We start from the raw sequence: 21,736 nt of genomic DNA, 5'->3' as shown, positions 1-21,736 counted from the left end.
CGATCAATGCTCGACAGCTTCCGCTATTTCTTTTTCTTCTTGTCGTGTTTGTCGGTCTTGTCGAACGCCTCTTCCAGCGCGCGGTTGATGGTGCGCAGCACTTTTACCCGCGCCCAGCGCTTGTCATTGGCTTCCACCAGGGTCCAGGGCGACACTTCGGTGCTGGTACGGTCGACCATGTCACCCACCGCCGCCCGGTAATCGTCCCACTTATCGCGGTTGCGCCAGTCGTCTTCGGTGATCTTGAAGCGTTTGAAGGGGATTTCCTCACGGGCCTGGAAGCGCTCCAACTGCGTGTCTTTGTCGATGGCCAGCCAGAACTTGACCACAATCACGCCCGCATCACGCAGTTGCTCTTCGAAATCATTGATCTCGCCATAGGCGCGCATCCAGTCCGCCGGGGTGCAGAAGCCTTCGATACGCTCCACCAACACACGGCCGTACCACGAGCGGTCGAACACGGTGAACATGCCGCGTGCCGGAATCTTCTGCCAGAAGCGCCACAGATACGGCTGAGCGCGCTCGTCTTCACTCGGCGCGGCAATCGGCACGATATGGTACTGGCGCGGGTCCAGCGCTGCCGCCACGCGACGGATCGCCCCGCCCTTGCCCGCCGCATCGTTGCCTTCAAACACGGTGATCAATGCGTGCTTGCGCATGCGCTTGTCGCGCATCAGGCCGGAAAAGCGCGCCTGCTCGGTAATCAGCTGTTCTTCGTAATCGTCTTTGTCCAGGCGCTGGGTCAAGTCGAGGCTGTCGAGCAAGCTCTTTTTGTCCACCGAGGCAATCAACGGCGCCGGGTTCATGCCGCTGGCCTTGCCCTTGGGCAGCTTCAAGGCGTTTTGCAGGCTTTCGAGCAGGATTTTGCCCACCGTGAGGCTGCGGTAATTCGCATCCACGCCTTCGATCACATGCCACGGCGCGTAGTCACGGCTGGTGCGGCGCAGGATACGCTCGCCGAAATGCACAAACTTGTCGTAGGTTTCGGACTGCTGCCAGTCCAGCGGGCTGATGCGCCAGCTGTGCAGCGGGTCGTCCGCCAGCGCCTTGAGCCGCGCCTTCATCTGCTTTTTAGACAGGTGAAACCAGAATTTGAAGATCAGCGCGCCTTCATCACAGAGCATCTTTTCCAGGCGCTCGGCACCGGCGATGGCCTGGTCCAGGCGCGCGTCCTTGATCTGGCCATGCACACGGCTTTGCAGCATCTGGCTGTACCAGTTGCCGAAAAAGATGCCCATGCGGCCCTTGGCCGGCAGCTGGCGCCAGTAGCGCCACGCCGGTGGCCGTGCCAGTTCTTCGTCGGTCTGCTGGTCGAAGGTGCGCACCTCGATCAGACGCGGATCCATCCATTCATTGAGCAGCTTGACGGTTTCGCCCTTGCCCGCGCCTTCGATGCCGTTGATCAGGATGATCACCGGGAAGCGCTTCTGCTGTTGCAGTTCGTATTGCACTTCCAGCAAGGCTTCACGCAGGGCCGGCACTTCGGCCTCAAAGGTGTCTTTGTCGATGGCGTGACCGATTTCCGCGGATTCGAACATGGGCAGCTCCATTTCAAGATGGCTCAAGACTAGCGGATTGGGCAACGACACGCGGAAGGAAATTCAACCCGCGCTTGCCGTGGGTCAATTCATTACCGGTTGATCGGCTAGAATGGCCGCCGTGCCTTTGCCTGCCGTTATTTTTATGAGCCGCCCATGACCCCCATCACCCACGCCCAGCTCGACTGGGATGACCAAGGCCGCCCGCATTCGCGAGTGTTCGACGACGTGTACTTTTCCGACAAGTCGGGCCTTGAAGAAACCCGTTATGTGTTCCTTGAACAGAACCGTTTGCAGGAGCGCTTTGCCGCCTTGCCGGTGAATGGGCGGTTGGTGATTGGTGAAACCGGTTTTGGTACGGGGCTGAATTTCCTGTGCGCCTGGCAACTGTTCGAACAACACGCAGTGCCCGGGGCACGCCTGCATTTTGTCAGCGTGGAGAAATACCCGCTGAGCCACGCAGACCTGCAGCGCGCCCTCGCCCTCTGGCCCGAACTGCAGCCTTTTGCAGAACAACTGCTGGCGCAGTACATCGCCATCCACCCAGGCTTCCAGCGCCTGGTGCTGGATAACGGTCGCGTGACCCTGACGCTGCTGATCGGCGACGCCCTGGAGCAATTGCCGCAACTGGATGCGCAGGTGGACGCGTGGTTTCTCGACGGCTTTGCCCCGGCGAAAAACCCCGACATGTGGACCGCCGAGCTGTTCGCCCAACTGGCAAGCCTGGCGGCGCCGGGCTCGACCATCAGCACCTTCACCAGTACCGGCTGGGTACGTCGGCTGATCAATGCCGCCGGGTTCAAGATGAAACGCACGCCGGGCATCGGCCACAAGTGGGAAATCCTGCGCGGCGAGTTTCTCGGTTGGCCCGACGATACGCCACCGCCGGCCACACCCAAACCCTGGTTTGCGCGCCCGGCAGCCGTCGACGGCGAGCGCCATGCCATGGTCATCGGCGGCGGCCTGGCCGGTTGCGCCACTGCCGCCAGCCTGGCCGCCCGGGGTTGGCGCGTCAGCCTGCTGGAACGTCACCCCGCACTGGCCCAGGAAGCCTCGGGCAACCCGCAGGGCGTGCTGTACCTCAAGCTGTCGGCGCATGGCACAGCGCTGTCGCAACTGATACTCAGCGGCTTCGGCCATACCCGGCGCCTGCTGGAGCACTTGCAGCGCGGCGTTGACTGGGACGGTTGCGGCGTCCTGCAACTGGCGTTTGACGCCAAGGAAGCCCAACGCCAGGCGCAACTGGCCGAGGCCTTTGCACCGGATCTGTTGCACGTACTGAACCAGGACCAGGCCCAACAACAGGCCGGCATAGCATTGGCCCAGGGCGGGCTGTTTTTTCCGGAAGGTGGCTGGGTGCATCCACCGGCGCTGTGCCAATGGCAAGCTACGCAGCCGCTTATAAAGGTGCTCACCCATCACGAGGCGCTGGAGCTGCACCGCGTCGACGACCAGTGGCAAGCCCGTGACGGCGACGACGTACTGGCCAGCGCCAGCGTGGTAGTGCTGGCCGGTGCAGCCGAAATCAAGCGCTTCGCGCTCAGTGCGGATTTGCCGCTCAAGCGTATTCGCGGGCAGATCACGCGTTTGGCGCAAACTCCCGCGAGTGCGGCATTGGCCACCGTGGTGTGCGCCGAAGGTTATGTGGCACCGGCGCGCCTTGGCGAACACACCCTGGGCGCCAGTTTTGATTTCAACAATGAAGACCTGACACCCACCGTTGCCGAACACACCGGCAACCTCGCGATGCTGCGCGAGATTTCCGAAGACCTGCTGCTGCGTCTTGGTGCTGACTCACTGAACGCCGAACACTTGGAAGGCCGCGCCGCATTTCGCTGCACCAGCCCTGACTACCTGCCAATCGTCGGCCCCTTGGCCGATAGCGCTGCGTTCCAACAGGCTTACGCCGTACTGCGCAAAGACGCCCGGCAAGTCCCGGATACGCCCTGCCCCTGGTTGCCGGGCCTGTATATCAACAGCGGCCACGGTTCACGCGGGCTGATCACCGCGCCACTGTGCGGCGAACTGCTGGCCGCCTGGTTGAGCGACGAACCGCTGCCGGTCCCGGCCAGTGTGGCCGAAGCCTGCCACCCGAACCGGTTTGCGTTGCGCGCGCTGGTGCGAGGAAAACCCGCAACACGCTGATCACGCTGAGGGATGAAATAACGCCGTTACGAGCATCGCGGCTATTTGCCTTATAACTTATCGGTCTAAAACTCCACGCATAGCACTGGGTCAGTTTCTGGGTACGCGCCCCGTCGGGCGTATTGAGTATTGCCCTCCCCAACGGAAAAACCGGTAAGGAATTTATGTGTGGACTAGCTGGCGAGTTACGCTTTGATCATCAACCTGCCGACCTGGCAGCCGTAGAACGCATCACCCATCACCTTGCCCCGCGAGGCCCCGATGCCTGGGGCTTCCATGCCCAAGGGCCTATTGCCCTGGGCCACCGCCGCCTGAAGATCATGGACCTGTCGGACGGCTCCGCCCAACCGATGGTCGACGCCCAGCTTGGGCTGTCGTTGGCATTCAACGGCGCGATTTACAACTTCCCGGAATTACGTGAAGAGCTGGAAGCCCTGGGCTACGCCTTCTATTCCGGTGGTGACACCGAAGTGCTGCTCAAGGGCTATCACGCCTGGGGCGAAGCCTTGCTGCCCAAGCTCAATGGCATGTTTGCCTTTGCCATCTGGGAGCGTGACGCCCAGCGCCTGTTTATCGCCCGTGACCGTCTGGGTGTGAAGCCGCTCTACCTGTCGCGCACCGGCCAGCGCCTGCGTTTTGCCTCAGCGCTGCCGGCACTGCTCAAGGGTGGCGATATCAACCCGATTCTGGATCCGGTTGCGCTCAACCATTACCTGAACTTCCACGCCGTGGTGCCTGCACCGCGCACCTTGCTGGCGGGTATTGAAAAACTGCCGCCGGCAAGCTGGCTGCGCATCGACGCCAACGGCACCACCGAGCAGAAAACCTGGTGGACTCTGCCCTACGGCCCGCACGAGGATGAAAAAAACCTCAGCCTCGAAGACTGGACCGACCGCGTGCTCGACAGCACCCGCGAAGCCGTGGCGATCCGCCAACGTGCGGCTGTGGATGTCGGCGTGCTGCTCTCGGGCGGTGTCGATTCGAGCATGCTGGTGGGCCTGCTGCGGGAAGTCGGCGTGCAGGACCTGTCGACCTTTTCCATCGGTTTTGAAGACGCCGGTGGCGAGCGTGGCGATGAATTCCAGTATTCGGACTTGATCGCCAAGCACTATGACACCCATCACCACCAATTGCGCATTGCCGAAAGCGAAATCATCGAGCAACTGCCGGCAGCCTTCCGCGCCATGAGCGAGCCGATGGTCAGCCATGACTGCATCGCCTTCTACCTGCTGTCGCGGGAAGTGGCCAAGCATTGCAAAGTGGTGCAGAGCGGCCAGGGCGCCGACGAGCTGTTCGCCGGCTACCACTGGTACCCGCAAGTCGATGGCGCCAGCGACCCGTATGCCGCCTACCGCGACGCTTTTTTTGACCGCAGCTACGACGACTACGCCGCCACCGTTGCGCCCAAATGGCTGACCGCCAACGACGCCGCCGGCGACTTTGTGCGCGAGCATTTCGCCATGCCCGGCGCCGATGCTGCCGTGGACAAGGCCTTGCGCCTGGACAGCACGGTGATGCTGGTGGACGACCCGGTCAAACGCGTCGACAACATGACCATGGCCTGGGGCCTGGAGGCGCGCACGCCGTTCCTGGACTATCGCCTGGTAGAACTGTCGGCCCGCGTGCCGGGCAAATTCAAATTGCCCGATGGCGGCAAACAGGTGCTCAAAGAGGCCGCGCGCCGAGTCATCCCCAGCGAAGTCATCGACCGCAAGAAGGGCTACTTCCCCGTGCCCGGCCTCAAGCATTTGCAAGGCGACACCTTGAACTGGGTGCGCGATTTGCTGATGGACCCAAGCCAGGATCGCGGCCTGTTCAACCCGGCCATGCTCGACCGCCTGCTGACCGACCCGCAAGGCCAACTGACGCCGCTGCGCGGCTCCAAACTGTGGCAACTGGCGGCGCTGAACCTGTGGCTCAGCGAACAAGGAATCTGATTGATGAAACCTCTTGCAGCGGCTTACAGCCAACGCTTGCTCAAGGGCCAGGCGCCGACTTACGAACGCCTGCAGGCGCGCCTGGCCGAAGACGGCAGCCCACTGGCCGCCGAGCCGATTGCCGTGCATTGCGGCTGGGGCCGATTGTTGATCGGGCACACCTTCCCGGACCCGGCCAGCCTGGCGCAGGAACTGCTCAATGAGCAGGCGGGCGAGCGCGACATTGCGCTGTACGTGGCAGCGCCCCAGCAGATCCTCGGGATTGACCCGCAGCAGTTGTTCCTCGACCCCTCCGACACCTTGCGCCTGTGGTTCAGCGATTACCGCCCCGCTACGCGGGTATTTCGCGGCTTTCGCATTCGCCGTGTGCAGAGCGAGGCCGATTGGCAGGCGGTCAACCAGCTGTATCAAGGCCGCGGCATGCTGCCCGTCGACGCCGAGCGCCTGACACCACGCCACCAAGGCGGCCCGGTGTATTGGCTGGCCGAGGATGAAGACAGCGGCGCGGTGATCGGCAGCGTGATGGGCCTGAACCATCAAAAAGCCTTCCACGACCCGGAAAACGGTTGCAGCCTGTGGTGCCTGGCGGTCGACCCGCAATGCACGCGCCCAGGTGTGGGCGAGGTGCTGGTGCGCCACTTGGTGGAGCACTTTATGAGCCGTGGCCTGAGCTACCTTGACCTGTCGGTGCTGCACGATAACCGTCAGGCCAAGAGCCTCTACGCCAAGCTCGGTTTCCGTGCGCTGACCACCTTTGCGATCAAGCGCAAGAACGGCATCAACCAGCCGCTGTTTCTAGGCCCCGGCCCGCAGGCAGGCTTTAACCCGTATGCACGCATCATCGTCGAAGAAGCCCATCGACGTGGCATTGACGTGCAGGTGGATGACGCCGACGCCGGCCTGTTCACCCTCAGCCACGGCGGGCGCCGTGTGCGTTGCCGCGAGTCGTTGAGCGACCTGACCAGCGCCATCAGCATGACCCTGTGCCAGGACAAGAGTCTGACCCACAAGACGCTCAGCGCAGCCGGGCTGAAACTGCCGTCGCAACAACTGGCCGGCAGTGCCGACGACAACCTGGAGTTTCTCGATGAGCATCAGCGCATTGTGGTCAAGCCGCTGGATGGCGAGCAAGGCCAGGGCGTGGCGGTGGATCTACAGACCATCGAGGAGGTGCAAAAAGCCATCGAGACTGCGCGTCAATTTGACAGCCGCGTGTTGCTCGAAAGCTTCCACGAAGGCCTCGACCTGCGCATCCTGGTGATCGGCTTTGAAGTGGTCGCCGCCGCCATTCGGCGGCCTGCCGAGGTGACCGGCGATGGCCAACATTCCATCGGCGCCTTGATCGAGGCCCAGAGCCGTCGCCGCCAGGCGGCCACCGACGGCGAAAGCAAAATCCCGCTGGACGCCGAAACCCAACGCACGCTGCACGCCGCCGGTTATGACTACAGCAGCATTTTGCCCCGTGGCCAAACGTTGGCCGTGCGCCGTACCGCCAACCTGCATACCGGCGGCTGCCTGGAAGATGTCACCGCGATTCTGCACCCGACACTGGTGGACGCCGCCGTGCGCGCAGCCCGTGCACTGGACATTCCCATGGTCGGCCTGGACCTGATGGTGCCCGCCGCCGACCAACCCGAGTACGTGTTTATCGAAGCCAACGAACGCGCCGGGTTGGCTAATCATGAACCGCAACCGACAGCGGAGAAGTTTGTGGATTTGTTGTTTCCGCACAGTCAGCCGACGGCTTGAGTGATGTGTTGCCTGGACCGGCGCTTTCGCGAGCAAGCCCGCTCCCACACTTGAAACGCATTCCAAATGTGGGAGCCGGGCTTGCCCGCGAAGAGGCCGGCACAGCCTATGAACCTCTCAGCACCTCATCGAAACCATCGATGCCCTCAACTCATCAGGAGTTTCCATGACCCGAACCATTCCCGAACCGGATCTCAACTACCTGCAAAAAGTGCTGCTGGAAATGCTCGCCATTCCCAGCCCCACCGGGTTTACCGACACCATCGTGCGCTATGTCGCCGAGCGCCTGGAAGAACTTGGCATTCCCTTTGAAATGACCCGGCGCGGCACCATCCGCGCCACGCTAAAGGGCCAGAAAAACAGCCCCGACCGCGCCGTCTCCGCGCACCTGGACACCATCGGCGCCGCCGTGCGGGCGATCAAGGACAACGGCCGCCTGACGCTCGCGCCGGTGGGCTGCTGGTCCAGCCGGTTTGCCGAAGGCAGCCGCGTCAGCCTGTTTACCGACAACGGCGTGATCCGTGGCAGCGTGCTGCCGTTGATGGCCTCCGGGCACGCGTTCAATACCGCCGTGGATGAAATGCCGGTGAGCTGGGACCACGTGGAACTGCGCCTGGATGCCTACTGCGCGACACGTGCCGATTGCGACTCGTTAGGCATCAGCATCGGTGACTATGTAGCGTTCGACCCATTGCCCGAGTTCACCGAGAGCGGGCATATCAGCGCCCGCCACCTGGACGATAAAGCCGGTGTGGCCGCCCTGCTCGCCGCACTCAAGGCCATTGTCGACAGCGGCGAACCGTTATTGATCGACTGCCACCCGCTGTTCACCATCACCGAAGAAACCGGCAGTGGCGCGGCCGCCGCCCTGCCGTGGGATGTCAGTGAATTTGTCGGTATCGACATCGCTCCGGTCGCGCCCGGCCAGCATTCCAGCGAACACGCGGTGAGTGTGGCCATGCAGGATTCCGGCGGGCCGTATGACTATCACCTGTCCCGTCACCTGCTGCGCCTGGCCTCGGAGAATGAATTGCCGGTGCGCCGCGATCTGTTTCGCTATTACTTCAGCGACGCCCACTCGGCGGTCACCGCCGGCCACGACATTCGCACCGCGCTGCTGGCGTTCGGCTGCGATGCAACCCATGGCTATGAGCGCACGCACATTGACAGCCTGGCCGCGCTCAGCCGCTTATTGAGCGCGTACATCCTCAGCCCGCCGGTATTCGCCAGCGACGCACAACCGGCCCAGGGTTCGCTGGACAGGTTCAGTCATCAGATCGAGCACGAAACACAAATGGAGAGCGACACCCGCGTGCCGTCGGTGGACAGCCTGGTCGGTCAGAAGTCCTGACACCGGCAACTACTGGTAACTGATGGTAACTGCTGGTAACAAGGGCCCCCGGCGCAGTAGCATCGCCGGGTTCTTACCTGCGAGGCTTGTATGCTGATTCCCTACGACGCACTTGAAGTCGACACCCTGACCCGCCTCATCGAAGACTTCGTCACCCGCGACGGCACCGACAACGGCGACGACACGCCCCTGGAAACCCGAGTACTGCGCGTGCGCCATGCCTTGACCAAGGGCCAGGCCCTGATTGTGTTCGACCCGGAAAGCGAGCAATGCCAGTTGATGCTCAAGCACGACGTGCCCAAGCATCTGTTTGACTGAGCAGGTGTCAGCGGTTGGTTACGGCGTGGGTGTCTGCGGCCTGGCGTTCGAGGATCTTCTGATACACCTCGGCCCGATGGACATTCACATCCGCTGGGGCGGCGATGCCGAATTTCACTTGAGTACCGTTGAGTTCTAGGATGTGCAGGGCGATGTCATCGCCGATGGAGATGATTTCGCCTACAGCGCGGCTTAAAACCAGCATGGCGTTTGTCCTTTTGGAATGACAGGACCTTGACCATGCGTGATTGGATTTGGCGCAGCAATGGCTTGCGGCAAAATCAGGCAAGGCCTACTCAGCCCGGTAATTTTGCTGACAGACAAGCCCCTATATTTGATCGCTTCTGATCGTTCCCACGCGCAGCAAAGGAATGCCGCCCCGGACGCTCCGCGTCCCGCTTTCAAGGCGTGATGCGGAGCGTCACCGGATGCATTCCTTTGCTGCGCGTGGGAACGATCATCCGCTCAGCCCTTGGTGGCCTGCGCCTTGGCGCGCATCTTGTCGGCCATCAGCGTCATTTCGTCATACAGCAACTGCGGGTTCTTTTGCTTCAACGCCCACGCCATCCGCCCCTGCTCGTGGGGCAAAATCATGAACTCCCCTTCGGCCACCCGCTGATAAATATAATCGGCAATATCCGCCGCTGAAATCGGTGAGCTCTCCAGCAACTTGCCGACCTGCGCCTTCATCGCAGGCGTTGGCCCACGGAATGAATCCAGCAGGTTGGTCTGGAAAAACGACGGGCACACCACATGCACACCGACTTCCTGCTGCTTGAGTTCCACCAGCAAACTCTCCGACAACGCCACCACACCGGCCTTGGCCACGTTGTAGTTGCTCATCGCCGGCCCCTGCATCAGCGCAGCCATGGAGGCGATGTTGATAATTCGGCCCTTGCTCTTTTCCAGCAGCGGCAGGAACGCCTTGCAGCCCTTGACCACGCCCATCAAGTTGATCGCAATTTGCCAGTCCCAATCTTCCAGGGACAACTCGGCAAAGAACCCACCCGAGGCCACACCCGCGTTGTTGACGATCACATCAATGCCGCCCAGCTTGACTTCGCAAGCCTGGGCAAAGGCGGTGAGCTGGCTGTAGTCACGCACGTCGCAGCGCTGGATAAAACCATCGCCACCGGCCTCGCGGACCCGCTTGAGGGTTTCCTGCAAGCCGGGCTCGCTGACGTCCGACAAGGCCAACTGCCAACCCTCGCGCGCCCAGCGCAGCGCGATTTCGCGACCCAGGCCGGACCCGGCACCAGTGATCATCATGCGATTTTGCATAGGTAGTAGCCTTGTAGTTCACGGAAGAAGTGATCGGCAGTGTAGCGAAGGTTTTTCCTGCACCCACGCACCATCCAATTGATGAATGCCTCAGGCAAACCGCCGGCCAGGTAGCAGCCCGCCTTATAGCGTAAGTTCAATCTTTTTCAACTAAGTGCACGTCATTGCGAACGTATTAAAAGAAATAAGCCTGTTTGCGAAATGCTTTAAGAAACGATGGAATTTTCTGCACAACAGCACAGTCGGAGTTATTAAGGCGTCCGTAAATAAACCCACGGGCCTGTCGTTAAACAACCGGTCTTTTCAGAAGGCCCACAAGGAAAAAAACATGAGCCTGATTCTGATCATTATCCTGATCCTGCTGCTGGTCGGCGGCCTGCCGGTGTTCCCGCACTCACGTAACTGGGGCTATGGCCCATCGGGTATTCTCGGTGTGGTGCTGGTGGTGCTGCTGGTGCTGTTGCTGCTCGGCCGGATATAACATCCGGACAAAAAAAAGAGGCCTTTTAGAAGGCCTCTTTTTTTATGCCCGGATTATTAGTCCGGCTTGCCGTCAATCACACCGGCGGTGTTATCCAACAGGCTCTTGGTGGCCGTCTGCAGGAACGACTCAAGTTTCTGTTTCAGCGCGGCTTCGTCCGGCGATTCGGGAATCACCTTACCGGTCGGGTTAGCGCCCAGCTCGTATTCCCACAGTTTCGGCGGCATCTCTTTAGGCAGTACCAGGATGCGGTCAGCAGTGACCAGGGCGACGGTCTGGTCGCTGCCCGACGGCTTGATCACCCCAAAGCCCTTGTCGCCTTCCGGCAGGTTCAACAGGTCGCGGCCCCAGCACTGGTGCAAGGTGTCGCCACCCAGACGGCCCATGATGGTCGGCACGATGTCGATCTGGGTGCCCACGGTGTGGTCACGCTCGCCGAACTTCTCCTGCATGCCCGGTGCGATCATCAGCATCGGCACGTTGAAGCGGCCCAGGTCCATCTCGGTGATCTGCTGTTCATTACCAAAACCGTGGTCACCCACGATCACGAACAGGGTTTCCTTGAAGTACGGCTCTTTACGCGCCTTTTCAAAGAACTGGCCCAGGGCCCAGTCGGAGTAACGCATGGCCGTCAAATGCTCGTTGAGGCTGCCACGGTCGGTGACTTTCTCGACCGGCAAGGGCGTCGGCAACGCATACGGCGTGTGGTTGGACAGGGTTTGCAGCAGCGCGTAGAACGGCTTGCCGCCTTCGCGGGCCTTCAACTCTTCCAGGCCACGGTTGAACATGTCCTGGTCGGACACGCCCCAGGTCGGGTCGGAGAACACCGGGTTAACGAAGTCGTTGCGCCCGATAAAGTTGGTCATGCCCTGGTTGCTGAAGAAACCCGACTGGTTGTCCCAGGCGAAATCGCCGTTGTAGACATACACGTCGTCAAACTTGCGCGCGCTGAGCAGCTGCGGCAGGCCCGACAGCTTGTGGCTGCCTTCCGGGGTCTGCATCAGGTATTCGAAGCCCGGCAGGTTCGGGAAGCACGCCATAGTGGCAAACATGCCCTGGTGGGTGTGGGTGCCGTTGGAGAAGAAACGGTCGAACAGCAAACCTTCCTTGGACAGCTTGTCGAAGTACGGCGTGATGTTGCCCGGGCGACCCAGTGCGCCGACCGAGTGACCGGCGAAGCTTTCCATCAGGATCACCACGACGTTCTTGATCGGCAGGGTTTTCTCGGCCGGTGGCGTGTAGTCACGGCGCACCGCGGCGGTGTCGGTATCCACCAGTTTCTCTTGCGGCAACACCAGCATGTCACGCACGGTCTGGGTGGCCAGCGGTTGGTCCAGGGTGGCTTTCCAGATGTTCGAACGCTCTTCGGAGAAGCGCGACTTGGCCGCCGCGATCAACGACAGCGTGCCGTTCAAGCCCAACTGGTTGGCGAAGTTGGATTCGGTGGTGTAGACATCACCCCAACGCAGCGGCGGGCCCTGGCGCAGGGTGCCACGGATGGCGACCACAGCGATCAGCAGGCACACCACAAACACCGCAATGCGGCTGTACCACGGCGCCACCTGGCGAGTACCGACGGTGCCGCCGCTGAATGGGCCACGTGGGCGCGTCGCGCGGTCGGCGCCCTTGAAGGCGATGCTCAGGATCAGCGTGCCCACGGCCCAGGACAGCAGATAGCGCACCACTGGGAAACCGTACCAGAGCATGCTCATTACGGTTTTCGGGTCTTCCTTCACATACTGGAACACCAGGCCGTTGAGGCGTTGGTGGAATTCGCGGTAGAAGTCCATCTCCATCAGGCCCAGGAACAGGGCAATGCTGGACACCACGGTCAGCCAAAAACGGAAGAACCCACGCGCCGCCATGGCCCGTACGCTGAACAGCGCCAGCAGCAGCGGAACCAGTGCGTACATCACAAAGCGGATGTCGAAGCGCGTGCCGTTGACAAAGGCTTCGAGGAAGGTCGAGGCCGGCGTGTCGAGGATCATCTCGCGGTTGTAGACCAGCAGCGCCAGGCGCAGCAGGGAGAACATCACCATCATGACCAGCGCGCAAAGCAGCGTGTATGCCAGATGGGATTTGACGGTCGGTTGCAGCAAGCGATTAGAAGCTCGCTGCTGACTCAGGGCGTCCGGGTTTGCCATGTCGTTCTAGGACCCATTGGAAGTTTAAGTTTCGAAATAATGCAGTGGCGTCCGACCCTCGCCCAGGCCGGCTGGGGTAGGCGGTTAACGCGGTGGCGCAAATGGTGCCCGATCAACGGCATCAACGCTATTAATTACTGAACGTGCGCCCGGGACCTGCCTTTAATGGCACCCGAGTTAGAGCCTTGGCAGAGCCGGAAAAGCGCCGAATTGTCTTGGAAAAGATGTGAAAATTGTGTGCAGCGAATAGTTTCGACACACAAAATCCTTATTAGGCTGAAAACCAATGTGGGAGCGGGCTTGCCCGCGATTGCAGTGTGTCAGTCAAAACATCTGATACTGATACACCGCATTCGCGGGCAAGCCCGCTCCCACAGGGATGATGCTCACTTCAAATTAAGTGAACGATCAGATCCGCACGTTACCGCGCGGCCCGGCAATCGCCCAGATGATCAGGCCCAGTACCGGCAGCAACAGGATCAGCAGGATCCACAGCACTTTGGCGCCGGTGCTGGCGCCACTTTTGAACACGTTGATGATCGCCCAGATATCCAGCGCCAGAATGATCAGGCCGATAAGACCGTTGAAAGTGGAACCCATGGTGTCGCTCCTAAGTGAGGGCATGCACTTGTAGGATAGTCAGCCCTGGCAGGGGTTCCGTTTTATTTCAGACGTGGACGGCGACTTTCAAGGCTTCCAGCGACGGCTCGGCCTTGATCCCGACTTCGGCGCACAGTTCCAAAACGCGCGGCAGGTCATTGCCATACACCAGCACCGCCTGGATCTCGTCATCGAGCAATTGGCTGAAGTTGAGCAACACATAGCCGCCCTCTTCGGGGCTCAACGCGCTCATCTGGATCTGGATGCGGTTCAGCGCGGTGAGGTCCTCGGTCTTGGCCAACTGCTTGGGCTTGAGGTTGAACGCCACGCCGGGGCCGAACGAGGCGACGATCTGTGCGAACAGATCGCCATAAGTATCGGCCTGGAACAGCACCGTGTCCGGCAGGCTGCCAACTACTACCCACTCACCCAACGGGATCGGGAAGGTGTCGTCGTAGTTGATATCCGGGTTCGCCGCCAGAAACGCCGCAGGGTCCGCGTAGGCCTGGGCGGCTTCTGTGGCGATGCGTACCACCTCGTCCTCGCCCATGACGCCGGCGCTGATTTTGCTGATAAGTTCGACGAGGGCGGTGTGCATGGGAAGGTCCTGTGGCGGCTGGTTTTTGAGGGCGGGTAGCCTACACCAGTTTCTGCAACTGCGCCGCCGTATCCGCCGCGCCCATGGTGTGCGCCGCCGCCAGCGCGGTCGCGCCCTGGGCATCGGTGGCCTTGGGGTTGGCGCCTTGAGCGAGCAGGTAGTCGACCATTTCAACGCGGTTGAACATTGCGGCCAGCATCAGCGCCGTACGCCCGTCCGAAGATGCGGCATCCACCGGCACGCCGCCTTCGATCAGCGCCTTAACCACCGCCAAGTCGCCTTTGAACGCGGCGCCGGCAATCGGCAGTTGGTTCTTATCGTTGGCAATCAGCGGATCGGCCTTGAACTCGAGCAACACTTTTACCGCCTCGACATGGCCGTGATAGGCCGCGAGCATCAGCAAGGTGTCACCATTGTGATTACGAAAATTGGCCGGCAAGCCTTTGGCCAGCAGCGCAGCCAGCATCGCCGCGTCGCCTTTGCGGGCCACGTCGAAAACCTGTTCGGCGAATTCGGCGGCTTCATCGTCGGTCATTTGTTTGGGCTGGTCTGACATGCAGGGCGCTCCTTGTCTGGGAATGTGTATAAGGCGCCCAGTGTCGCGAGGGAGTTCCCCGCTGTCATGGCTTTTTTGTCAAAAGCATTCATAGCCAGAATCAATAACGGAACTGCCCGCCCTGGATCTGTGCCAGCAATTGCCCGGTGACCGGTACATAACTGTCGGAGCCCGGCAGCCACGCGAACACCGGGTCGTTACCGGCCTTGTCCGGGTCGAAGGCTTCCTCCTTGAGCTTGACCTTCTGGTATTTGAAGGTGCCGGTGGTTTCCATCTTGACCTTGATGCGCAAAAACAAGGGCACCGCATAGTGCGGCAACTGGCCGTGGGCAAACTGCAGCAGCTCGCGCATGTCCAGGGCCGCCAGAGATTCGCTTGGCGTGATGGCAACCATGCCGGCGCGGCCATTGGTGTTTTCGATCTCGACGCCATAGGCCACCACTTCGGCGATCTGCGGGTGCTGCAACAGCACGTTTTCCACTTCGGTGGTGGAGACGTTTTCGCCCTTCCAACGGTAGGTATCGCCCAGCCGGTCGACAAATTGCGCATGACCGAAGCCAATACTGCGCAACAAGTCGCCGGTATTGAAGTAGCGGTCGCCCTTCTCGAACACGTCCGTGAGCACCACCTTGCGGTTCTTTTCCGGGTCGGTGTAGCCATCGAACGGCGACTTTTCATCGATCCTGGCCAACAGCAAGCCCTTCCCGCCGGTTTGCACCTTGCGCAGAAAACCATCGCTGCCCCGCAACGGCTCGCCGGTTTCGTGGGCGTACTCCACCAGCGCCCAATGCTGCAGGCAAAAACCGATGGTGTTGTCGAAATTCAGCACATTGGTAAACCCGATGTTGCCGTCGCTGGCCGCATACAGCTCGCAGATGTGCGCCACGCCATAACGCTGCTTGAACTGCGCCCAGACACCGGGGCGCAGGCCATTGCCGACCATCTTGGTGACTTTATTGTCGCGATCCTGCGCACTGGCCGGCTGATCCAGCAGGTAGCGGCACAGTTCACCGACATACCCCAGGGTGGTTGCGTTGAATCTGCGCGCATCGTCCCAGAACTGGCTGGCGCTGAATTTACGCCGGATGGCAAAGCCCGACGCGCCGATAATCGCCGAACCCCAGCACACACACAGGCCGGTGGCGTGGTACAGCGGCAAGGTGCAATACAGGACGTCTTGCGGCCCCATGTCCAGGGCGATGCTGCCGAAACTCACCGCCGTCTTGGTCCAGCGCCCATGTTTCATGATGCCGGCCTTGGGCAAGCCGGTGGTGCCGGAGGTGTAGATATAGAAGCACGGGTCGTTGAAGAAGATGTGCCCGCTGCTGGCCGGGTTGTCCAGCGGGCTGTCGGCGCTGGCGGCCAGCAGGTCGGTGTAGCCTTGCGGCATCACGGTTGAGGATTGATCCGCCACACACCAGCTGCGTTCGGCCGCGATCGACACTTGATCGCGCACCGCCGCATAGGCGTCGAGCAATTCCGCGCCTGCCACGATCGCCACCGGGTTCACCAGGTTCAGGCTGTGCACCAGCGCCGCCTGGGTTTGCGCGGTGTTGAGCATGGCGCAGATGCCGCCCAGCTTGGCCACGGCCAACACGCTGAGCAGCAACTCCGGGCGATTTTCAATAAACAGCGCGACCACATCACCCTTGCCGATGCCCTGCTCGTGCAGGTAATGCGCGATACGATTGGCGCGCTGGTTGGCTTCGCGGTAGCTGAGCACGCTGTCGCCGTACAACAACGCCGCGCCGTCGGGGTTACGCAACACAGCCTGTTCAAAGTGCCAACCGAGGCCGCAGGGCTGCGCGGGGTCGGTGACATTCGCGGCGCGCATGCCGCGCACCACGCGTGGCAGGGCGCGAACAATCGCAGGCACCTTACGCAAGAGCTTGCCCCACGTGATCATGTCGTCTTGTTGATGGCTCATGGCGCAACGTCCTTTTTCTTATTCTTCGTATGATCCAGGGACAGCGGCAGCCATGTAGGCAGATGCCGAATGCCTTGCAGGAAAATACGCCTGCCATTCTTCGACTGTACATGCGGGATTTGAAAAGTTTTGTATCCCGAGCCGGCCTCCACCGAAAAGGAATTTTGCCCGGCCGAGGCGGTCTTTATCCTGGAGGCTGACCTGAAACAGCTGGCGCGAATAACGCAAAATGCAGGATGCACGATGGCCATTCATGCAAATTGCACGAAACCGAAAATCTGTTAAGTTTTTAACTGATTGATTTATAACGACTTTTTCAGATATCCAATACTGGCACAATCACTGCACCTATCTCTCCATGCTTGCCAACTTGAGCCAACGGAGCTGATAGACATGAGCCTGATCCAAGATAAATTCGCTTCAGTATTCTCCCAATACGACGTCACCACTCAGCCACGTCCCGACGGCGGTATCCTGCTGACCCTGCGCAACAGCGAAGGCAAACAGGTCAAGCGTTCGATCTCGTATCAACAGCTGCACACCGCTGACCAACTGACCTGGGTGATCAGCGCGATCCGCCGCGACCTGGCCGAACAAGCCAGTGAACTGCCACAGATTTCGATGCTGCAAAGCCAGAACCGCTTTGCCCTGCCGACCTACCATTCGGCATAAGCAGAAGATAACCAAAAAGGGCCGCGACGCTGACAGGCGTCGCGGCCCTTTTTTGTGTGGCTTCAGCACAAGCCTTGTCGGCTGGCCTCATTCATCGCCTGTACGCGGTTGGTGACTTCCAGCTTGCCGTAGATATTGCGCAGATGGAATTTCACCGTGGCTTCAGAGGTTGCCCGAATCTGACTGATCTCCCAGACGGTCTTGCCTTCCGAGGCCCAGCGCAAAATTTCCAGCTCGGTCGGGGTGAGGGGCTTGCCGCCCAGGCTCAGACGTCTTCTAACGGTCATCGGCGCGTCCACCGGCGTGCGACACGACTGTTCTGGGCCACTCATTGTGCTCTCTCCTTATGTAGTGGATGCCCTATCACCTTTCGGATTCCTGCTATTGACAGGTGATATAAACATCGAGTCCGCAGAGAGTTACATAACGAATGGATTGAAAGCACAGGGCGCAGCAGAAACAGCTACGCCCTACAGATAATCAGGCTTATTCCCACAACAAATTCCAACTTGCCTGGGTTGAACATTTAGATATCTGTGCTTAGTCGTCCAAGCCCGGGAAACCATCGGCAATAGCATCGCCGGTAAGTTGAGGCTCACAGCCTTTAGCTGTGTTGAACAAACGCAAGGTGACAAAGTGCGGGTTCTCGCCCATGTCGAACCAATGCGGCATGCCGGCCGGAATCACCAGCAGGTCATTTTTCTCACAGCGCACGGCATACACATAGTCGCCCACGTGCACGTTAAACAGGCCCTGGCCTGCGACGAAGAAACGCACTTCGTCTTCGCTGTAGCGGCGCTCATCGAGGAACTGTGCGCGCAGTGCAGCATTCTCTAGAGGGTCACCCGCCGCCCTGAGCACTTGCACAGCGGCGTAGCCAAGGGCATCGATCTGCGGTTGGTACGCGGCGATGATGTCTGCGTCGCTGGCGCCCTTCTCTATCGGCGCCGGCTGCCAGCGCGCAAAGCGCACACCGTGGTCGGCCAGCGTCGAGACGATATCGTCGAAATGGGTCAGGACCTTGTTCGGGGTATCCGGTGTGGCAGCAGCGTAAACAGCGACATAACTCATTGCTCGGTTCCTGTAGTCGGTTCTTGCAATCGAAGGCCAATGATAATGGCGGCGGCCAGGGCGGCGACGCTGGCGATGCTGAAGGTCAGAGTCGGGCCCAACAGGTTCCAGCTGTAGCCGGCGTAAAGAGCACCCAACGCGCCCCCGGTGCCGGCCAGCGCGGCATACAGCGCCTGGCCCTGGCCTTGTTGTCTGGCGCCGAAGCTGCGTTGCACAAAGGCGATGGCGGCCGCATGAAAGCTGGCGAACGTGGCGGCGTGCAGCACTTGCGCCAGCAGCAATACCCAGAAGATTTCCGCGAATGACCCCAGCAGCAACCAGCGGATAGCCGCCAACACAAAACTGGCCAGCAGCACCCGTCGCACCGAAAAACGCGTGAGGATGCGGCTCATGGCCAGGAACATCAGCACTTCCGCGACCACGCCCAGCGCCCACAGCATGCCGATCACGCCACGGCTGTAACCCAAATGTTCAAGGTGCAGGGTCAGGAAGGTGTAATACGGGCCATGGCTCATTTGCATCAAGGCCACGCACGCATAAAACGCCAGTACGCCGGGGCTGCGCAATTGCTTGAGAAAACCGTCACCGCCCAGGCGGTTGCCCTGCACGGCAGGCTGCGCGTTCGGCACCCACAGGCTGGCGCCAATAATGCCGGCCATGATCACCACGACCACCACCGGGTAAATGTCCAGGCTCAGCCCGTCGAACAGGCGGCCCATGATCACCACGGTGAGGATAAAACCGATGGAGCCCCACAGGCGGATCTGGCTGTAACGTGCGGTCTGCTTTTGCAAGTGCGCAAGCGTGATCACTTCAAACTGCGGCAACACCGCGTGCCAGAAGAACGCATGCAACGCCATCACCAGGGCCAGCCAGGCGTAGGTTTTGCTGAAGAAGATCAGCGAGAAACTCGCCAGGGTGCACACCGCGCCAAAGCGCACGATGGCCAGGCGCCGGCCAGTGTAGTCGCCGAGCCAGCCCCACAGGTTGGGCGCCACGCAGCGCATCAGCATGGGGATGGCCACCAGCTCGCCGATACGCGCGCTGGAGAACCCCAGGTGGTCGAAGTACAGCGCCAGGAACGGCGCCGTCGCCCCGAGCAGGGCGAAGTAGAAGAGGTAGAAGCTGGAGAGGCGCCAGTATGGGAGGGCTGTCACGGTCAGCCCGTCACAGCTGGCCCAACACCGGCGTACTCACCTGCACATCGGCATTTTGCCCACGGTGGCGCAGCAGGTGGTCCATCAACACGATGGCCATCATTGCCTCGGCAATCGGTGTGGCGCGGATGCCCACGCAAGGGTCGTGGCGGCCCTTGGTGATTACGTCCACCGGGTTGCCGTGCACATCGATCGAACGGCCCGGCGTGGTGATGCTCGACGTGGCCTTGAGCGCCAGGTGCGCAACAATCGGCTGGCCGGAGGAAATACCGCCGAGGATGCCGCCCGCGTTGTTGCTGAGGAAACCTTGCGGGGTCATCTCATCGCGATGCTCGGTGCCGCGCTGGGCGACGCAGGCAAAACCGGCGCCGATTTCCACGCCCTTGACCGCATTGATGCTCATCAGCGCGTGGGCCAGCTCGGCGTCGAGGCGGTCGAAGATCGGCTCGCCCAGGCCGGGTTTGACGCCTTCGGCGACCACGGTGATCCTGGCACCCACCGAGTCCTGATCACGGCGCAACTGGTCCATATAGGCTTCCAGTTCCGGCACCTTGTCCGGGTCTGGGCTGAAAAAGGCGTTATCGTCGACGCTGTCCCAGGTCTTGAACGGGATTTCAATCGGGCCCAACTGGCTCATGTAGCCGCGGATCACGATGCCCTGGGTGGCCAGGTATTTCTTGGCGATGGCACCGGCGGCCACGCGCATGGCGGTTTCGCGCGCCGAGCTGCGGCCACCGCCACGGTAGTCGCGCTCACCGTATTTGTGGTGGTAGGTGTAGTCGGCGTGGGCCGGGCGGAACAGGTCCTTGATCGCCGAGTAGTCCTTGGACTTCTGGTCAGTGTTGCGAATCAACAGGCCGATGGCGCAGCCGGTGGTGCGGCCTTCAAACACGCCGGAAAGGATCTCGACTTCGTCGGGTTCCTGGCGCTGGGTGGTGTGGCGGCTGGTGCCGGGCTTGCGGCGGTCGAGGTCACGCTGCAGGTCTTCCAGAGACAACTCGAGGCCTGGCGGGCAGCCGTCGACAATGGCGACCAACGCCGGGCCATGGCTTTCGCCCGCGGTGGTGACAGTGAACAGCTTGCCGAAGGTATTGCCGGACATGCAGGGCGCTCCGTGAAATCAGTTGAATCAACTCAACCGTAATAACTTAAGGCGGCCAGTATACGCAGGCTAACCGACTAGTTCATCCTCGAAACCTTACCGGTAGACGTTGGTCCAACCGGCACCTTCCTGATGATGGCGCGATGATGCTGCGAGTTTTGCTTTTGACCCTTACCCTGTTTTCCAGCCTTGGCTTCGCCGCCTCCCCTATTGTGCTGCAACGGCCGATCAGCCTGGACACCGGCAGCGGCGAGTTGTTTGGTTCGCTGCTGCTGCCCAAATCCGACAAACCCGTGCCCGTGGTGCTGATCATCGCCGGCTCCGGCCCTACCGATCGCAACGGCAACAGCGCCGATGGCGCGCGTAACGACAGCCTCAAGCGCCTGGCCTGGGTGCTGGCGCGCAACAACATCGCCAGTGTGCGCTACGACAAACGCGGCGTGGCCGCGAGCCTGGCCGCCACACCCGACGAACGCAACCTCAGCCTGGATGCCTATGTGGCCGATGCCGTGGCCTGGGGCAAGCTGCTCAAGGCCGACAGCCGCATGGGCCAGTTGATCGTGCTGGGCCATAGCGAAGGTGCGCTGGTGGCCGCCCTGGCCGCGCCGCAACTCGACCCGGCCGGGGTTATTTCGCTGTCCGGCAGTGCCCGGCCAGTGGACCAGGTGATCCGCCAGCAACTGGCCGACCACCTGCCGCCGGCCCTGTTGCTGCGCAGTAATGAAATCCTCGACCACCTCAAGGCCGGCCGGGTGGACGCCGACGTGCCGCGCCCGCTCGAAGGGATCTTCCGCCCCAGCGTGCAGCCTTACCTGATCAGCCTGTTTCGCGCCGACCCATCGGCCGCTTTCGCCAAACTGACGATGCCGGCGTTGATCCTCCAGGGCACCAACGATATCCAGGTGGGCGTGGCGGATGCCCAGCAGTTGCAAGCGGCCAAGCCGGACGCACAGCTGAGCGTGATTCAAGGCATGAACCACGTGATGCGCATCGTGCCCAAGGGTGTGAAGGAACAGCTGGAGTCGTACAACGACCCGAAACTGCCCCTCGCCGCCGAACTGGGCCAACGTATCGTGCGCTTTATCGACGGACTTCAACCCCGTTAAGCG

Annotated in this window: 20 protein-coding genes; 8 read left to right on the top strand and 12 right to left on the bottom strand. The window is 61.1% G+C overall.

Annotation, left to right across the window (positions count from 1 at the left end):
* Positions 1-23 precede the first annotated feature (23 nt).
* Positions 24-1,538: a polyphosphate:AMP phosphotransferase gene (pap, locus tag AOA59_RS10940; RefSeq protein WP_065931346.1), complete on the bottom strand. Its 1,515-nt coding sequence runs from the start codon at positions 1,536-1,538 to the stop codon at positions 24-26.
* 156 nt (positions 1,539-1,694) lie between these two features.
* Between pap and mnmC the strand changes: the two genes are divergently transcribed.
* The 5 genes from mnmC (at position 1,695) to AOA59_RS10915 (ending at position 9,038) form a co-directional block, all read left to right on the top strand.
* On the top strand, positions 1,695-3,683 hold the full coding sequence (mnmC, locus tag AOA59_RS10935) for a bifunctional tRNA (5-methylaminomethyl-2-thiouridine)(34)-methyltransferase MnmD/FAD-dependent 5-carboxymethylaminomethyl-2-thiouridine(34) oxidoreductase MnmC (RefSeq protein WP_099487276.1): 1,989 nt from the start codon (positions 1,695-1,697) through the stop codon (positions 3,681-3,683).
* Between the two features lie 164 nt (positions 3,684-3,847).
* On the top strand, positions 3,848-5,620 hold the full coding sequence (locus tag AOA59_RS10930) for an N-acetylglutaminylglutamine amidotransferase (protein WP_099487274.1): 1,773 nt from the start codon (positions 3,848-3,850) through the stop codon (positions 5,618-5,620).
* Between the two features lie 3 nt (positions 5,621-5,623).
* Entirely contained in the window at positions 5,624-7,369 is a 1,746-nt protein-coding gene (ngg, locus tag AOA59_RS10925) for an N-acetylglutaminylglutamine synthetase (RefSeq protein ID WP_065911446.1), read from the top strand.
* A gap of 166 nt (positions 7,370-7,535) precedes the next feature.
* Positions 7,536-8,720: an osmoprotectant NAGGN system M42 family peptidase gene (locus AOA59_RS10920; RefSeq protein WP_056861133.1), complete on the top strand. Its 1,185-nt coding sequence runs from the start codon at positions 7,536-7,538 to the stop codon at positions 8,718-8,720.
* A gap of 90 nt (positions 8,721-8,810) precedes the next feature.
* Positions 8,811-9,038 carry a YheU family protein gene (locus AOA59_RS10915; RefSeq protein WP_056861132.1) on the top strand — a complete coding sequence of 76 codons (228 nt, stop codon included), beginning with the start codon at positions 8,811-8,813 and terminating at the stop codon, positions 9,036-9,038.
* Between the two features lie 7 nt (positions 9,039-9,045).
* On the opposite strand, the gene csrA is transcribed toward AOA59_RS10915, so the two are convergent.
* Together csrA and AOA59_RS10905 are read right to left on the bottom strand one after the other, a co-directional pair.
* Positions 9,046-9,243 (bottom strand): carbon storage regulator CsrA, encoded by a 198-nt coding sequence (gene csrA, locus AOA59_RS10910; protein ID WP_065911447.1) that lies wholly within the window; start codon positions 9,241-9,243, stop codon positions 9,046-9,048.
* A 260-nt stretch (positions 9,244-9,503) separates the two neighbouring features.
* Positions 9,504-10,319, bottom strand: a complete 816-nt coding sequence (locus tag AOA59_RS10905) for an SDR family oxidoreductase (RefSeq protein WP_065911448.1) — start codon at positions 10,317-10,319, stop codon at positions 9,504-9,506.
* 328 nt (positions 10,320-10,647) lie between these two features.
* Here AOA59_RS10905 and AOA59_RS10900 point away from each other — a divergent pair, with 328 nt between their 5' ends.
* On the top strand, positions 10,648-10,800 hold the full coding sequence (locus tag AOA59_RS10900; protein WP_015885095.1) for a DUF3309 family protein: 153 nt from the start codon (positions 10,648-10,650) through the stop codon (positions 10,798-10,800).
* Between the two features lie 56 nt (positions 10,801-10,856).
* Here the strand turns inward: AOA59_RS10900 and AOA59_RS10895 are convergent, their stop codons facing one another.
* The 5 genes from AOA59_RS10895 to AOA59_RS10875 all read right to left on the bottom strand — a co-directional run bounded on the left by AOA59_RS10895 (position 10,857) and on the right by AOA59_RS10875 (position 16,625).
* Complete coding sequence (locus AOA59_RS10895) at positions 10,857-12,944, bottom strand: LTA synthase family protein (RefSeq protein WP_056861129.1); 2,088 nt, start codon at positions 12,942-12,944, stop codon at positions 10,857-10,859.
* Between the two features lie 408 nt (positions 12,945-13,352).
* Positions 13,353-13,544 (bottom strand): PLDc N-terminal domain-containing protein, encoded by a 192-nt coding sequence (locus tag AOA59_RS10890; protein WP_003172956.1) that lies wholly within the window; start codon positions 13,542-13,544, stop codon positions 13,353-13,355.
* A gap of 67 nt (positions 13,545-13,611) precedes the next feature.
* Positions 13,612-14,142 carry a hypothetical protein gene (locus AOA59_RS10885; RefSeq protein WP_099487272.1) on the bottom strand — a complete coding sequence of 177 codons (531 nt, stop codon included), beginning with the start codon at positions 14,140-14,142 and terminating at the stop codon, positions 13,612-13,614.
* Between the two features lie 40 nt (positions 14,143-14,182).
* Positions 14,183-14,698 (bottom strand): ankyrin repeat domain-containing protein, encoded by a 516-nt coding sequence (locus AOA59_RS10880; protein ID WP_099487271.1) that lies wholly within the window; start codon positions 14,696-14,698, stop codon positions 14,183-14,185.
* A 100-nt stretch (positions 14,699-14,798) separates the two neighbouring features.
* Positions 14,799-16,625, bottom strand: coding sequence for a long-chain-acyl-CoA synthetase (locus AOA59_RS10875; RefSeq protein WP_099487269.1), 1,827 nt, complete (start codon positions 16,623-16,625; stop codon positions 14,799-14,801).
* Between the two features lie 393 nt (positions 16,626-17,018).
* On the opposite strand from AOA59_RS10875, the gene AOA59_RS10870 reads away from it, so the two are divergent.
* Entirely contained in the window at positions 17,019-17,297 is a 279-nt protein-coding gene (locus tag AOA59_RS10870) for a DUF3509 domain-containing protein (RefSeq protein WP_016970113.1), read from the top strand.
* Between the two features lie 62 nt (positions 17,298-17,359).
* On the opposite strand, the gene AOA59_RS10865 is transcribed toward AOA59_RS10870, so the two are convergent.
* The 4 genes from AOA59_RS10865 to aroC form a co-directional block, all read right to left on the bottom strand.
* Positions 17,360-17,629, bottom strand: coding sequence for a response regulator transcription factor (locus AOA59_RS10865; RefSeq protein WP_017137824.1), 270 nt, complete (start codon positions 17,627-17,629; stop codon positions 17,360-17,362).
* Positions 17,630-17,837: 208 nt separating this feature from the next.
* Positions 17,838-18,368: an acireductone dioxygenase gene (locus tag AOA59_RS10860; RefSeq protein WP_099487267.1), complete on the bottom strand. Its 531-nt coding sequence runs from the start codon at positions 18,366-18,368 to the stop codon at positions 17,838-17,840.
* Positions 18,365-19,525, bottom strand: coding sequence for an MFS transporter (locus tag AOA59_RS10855; RefSeq protein ID WP_099487265.1), 1,161 nt, complete (start codon positions 19,523-19,525; stop codon positions 18,365-18,367). Before AOA59_RS10855 ends, AOA59_RS10860 begins: the two co-directional genes overlap by 4 nt.
* Positions 19,526-19,535: 10 nt before the next feature.
* Positions 19,536-20,627 (bottom strand): chorismate synthase, encoded by a 1,092-nt coding sequence (gene aroC / locus AOA59_RS10850; protein WP_056861123.1) that lies wholly within the window; start codon positions 20,625-20,627, stop codon positions 19,536-19,538.
* Between the two features lie 143 nt (positions 20,628-20,770).
* Here aroC and AOA59_RS10845 point away from each other — a divergent pair, with 143 nt between their 5' ends.
* On the top strand, positions 20,771-21,733 hold the full coding sequence (locus tag AOA59_RS10845; RefSeq protein WP_099487263.1) for an alpha/beta hydrolase: 963 nt from the start codon (positions 20,771-20,773) through the stop codon (positions 21,731-21,733).
* Positions 21,734-21,736 lie beyond the last annotated feature (3 nt).

Source organism: Pseudomonas sp. 2822-15 (assembly GCF_002742515.1).
Classification (GTDB): domain Bacteria; phylum Pseudomonadota; class Gammaproteobacteria; order Pseudomonadales; family Pseudomonadaceae; genus Aquipseudomonas; species Aquipseudomonas salomonii.
The sequence above is the reverse complement of the archived record's forward strand: the minus strand, read 5'-3'. Positions and strand labels throughout refer to the sequence as shown.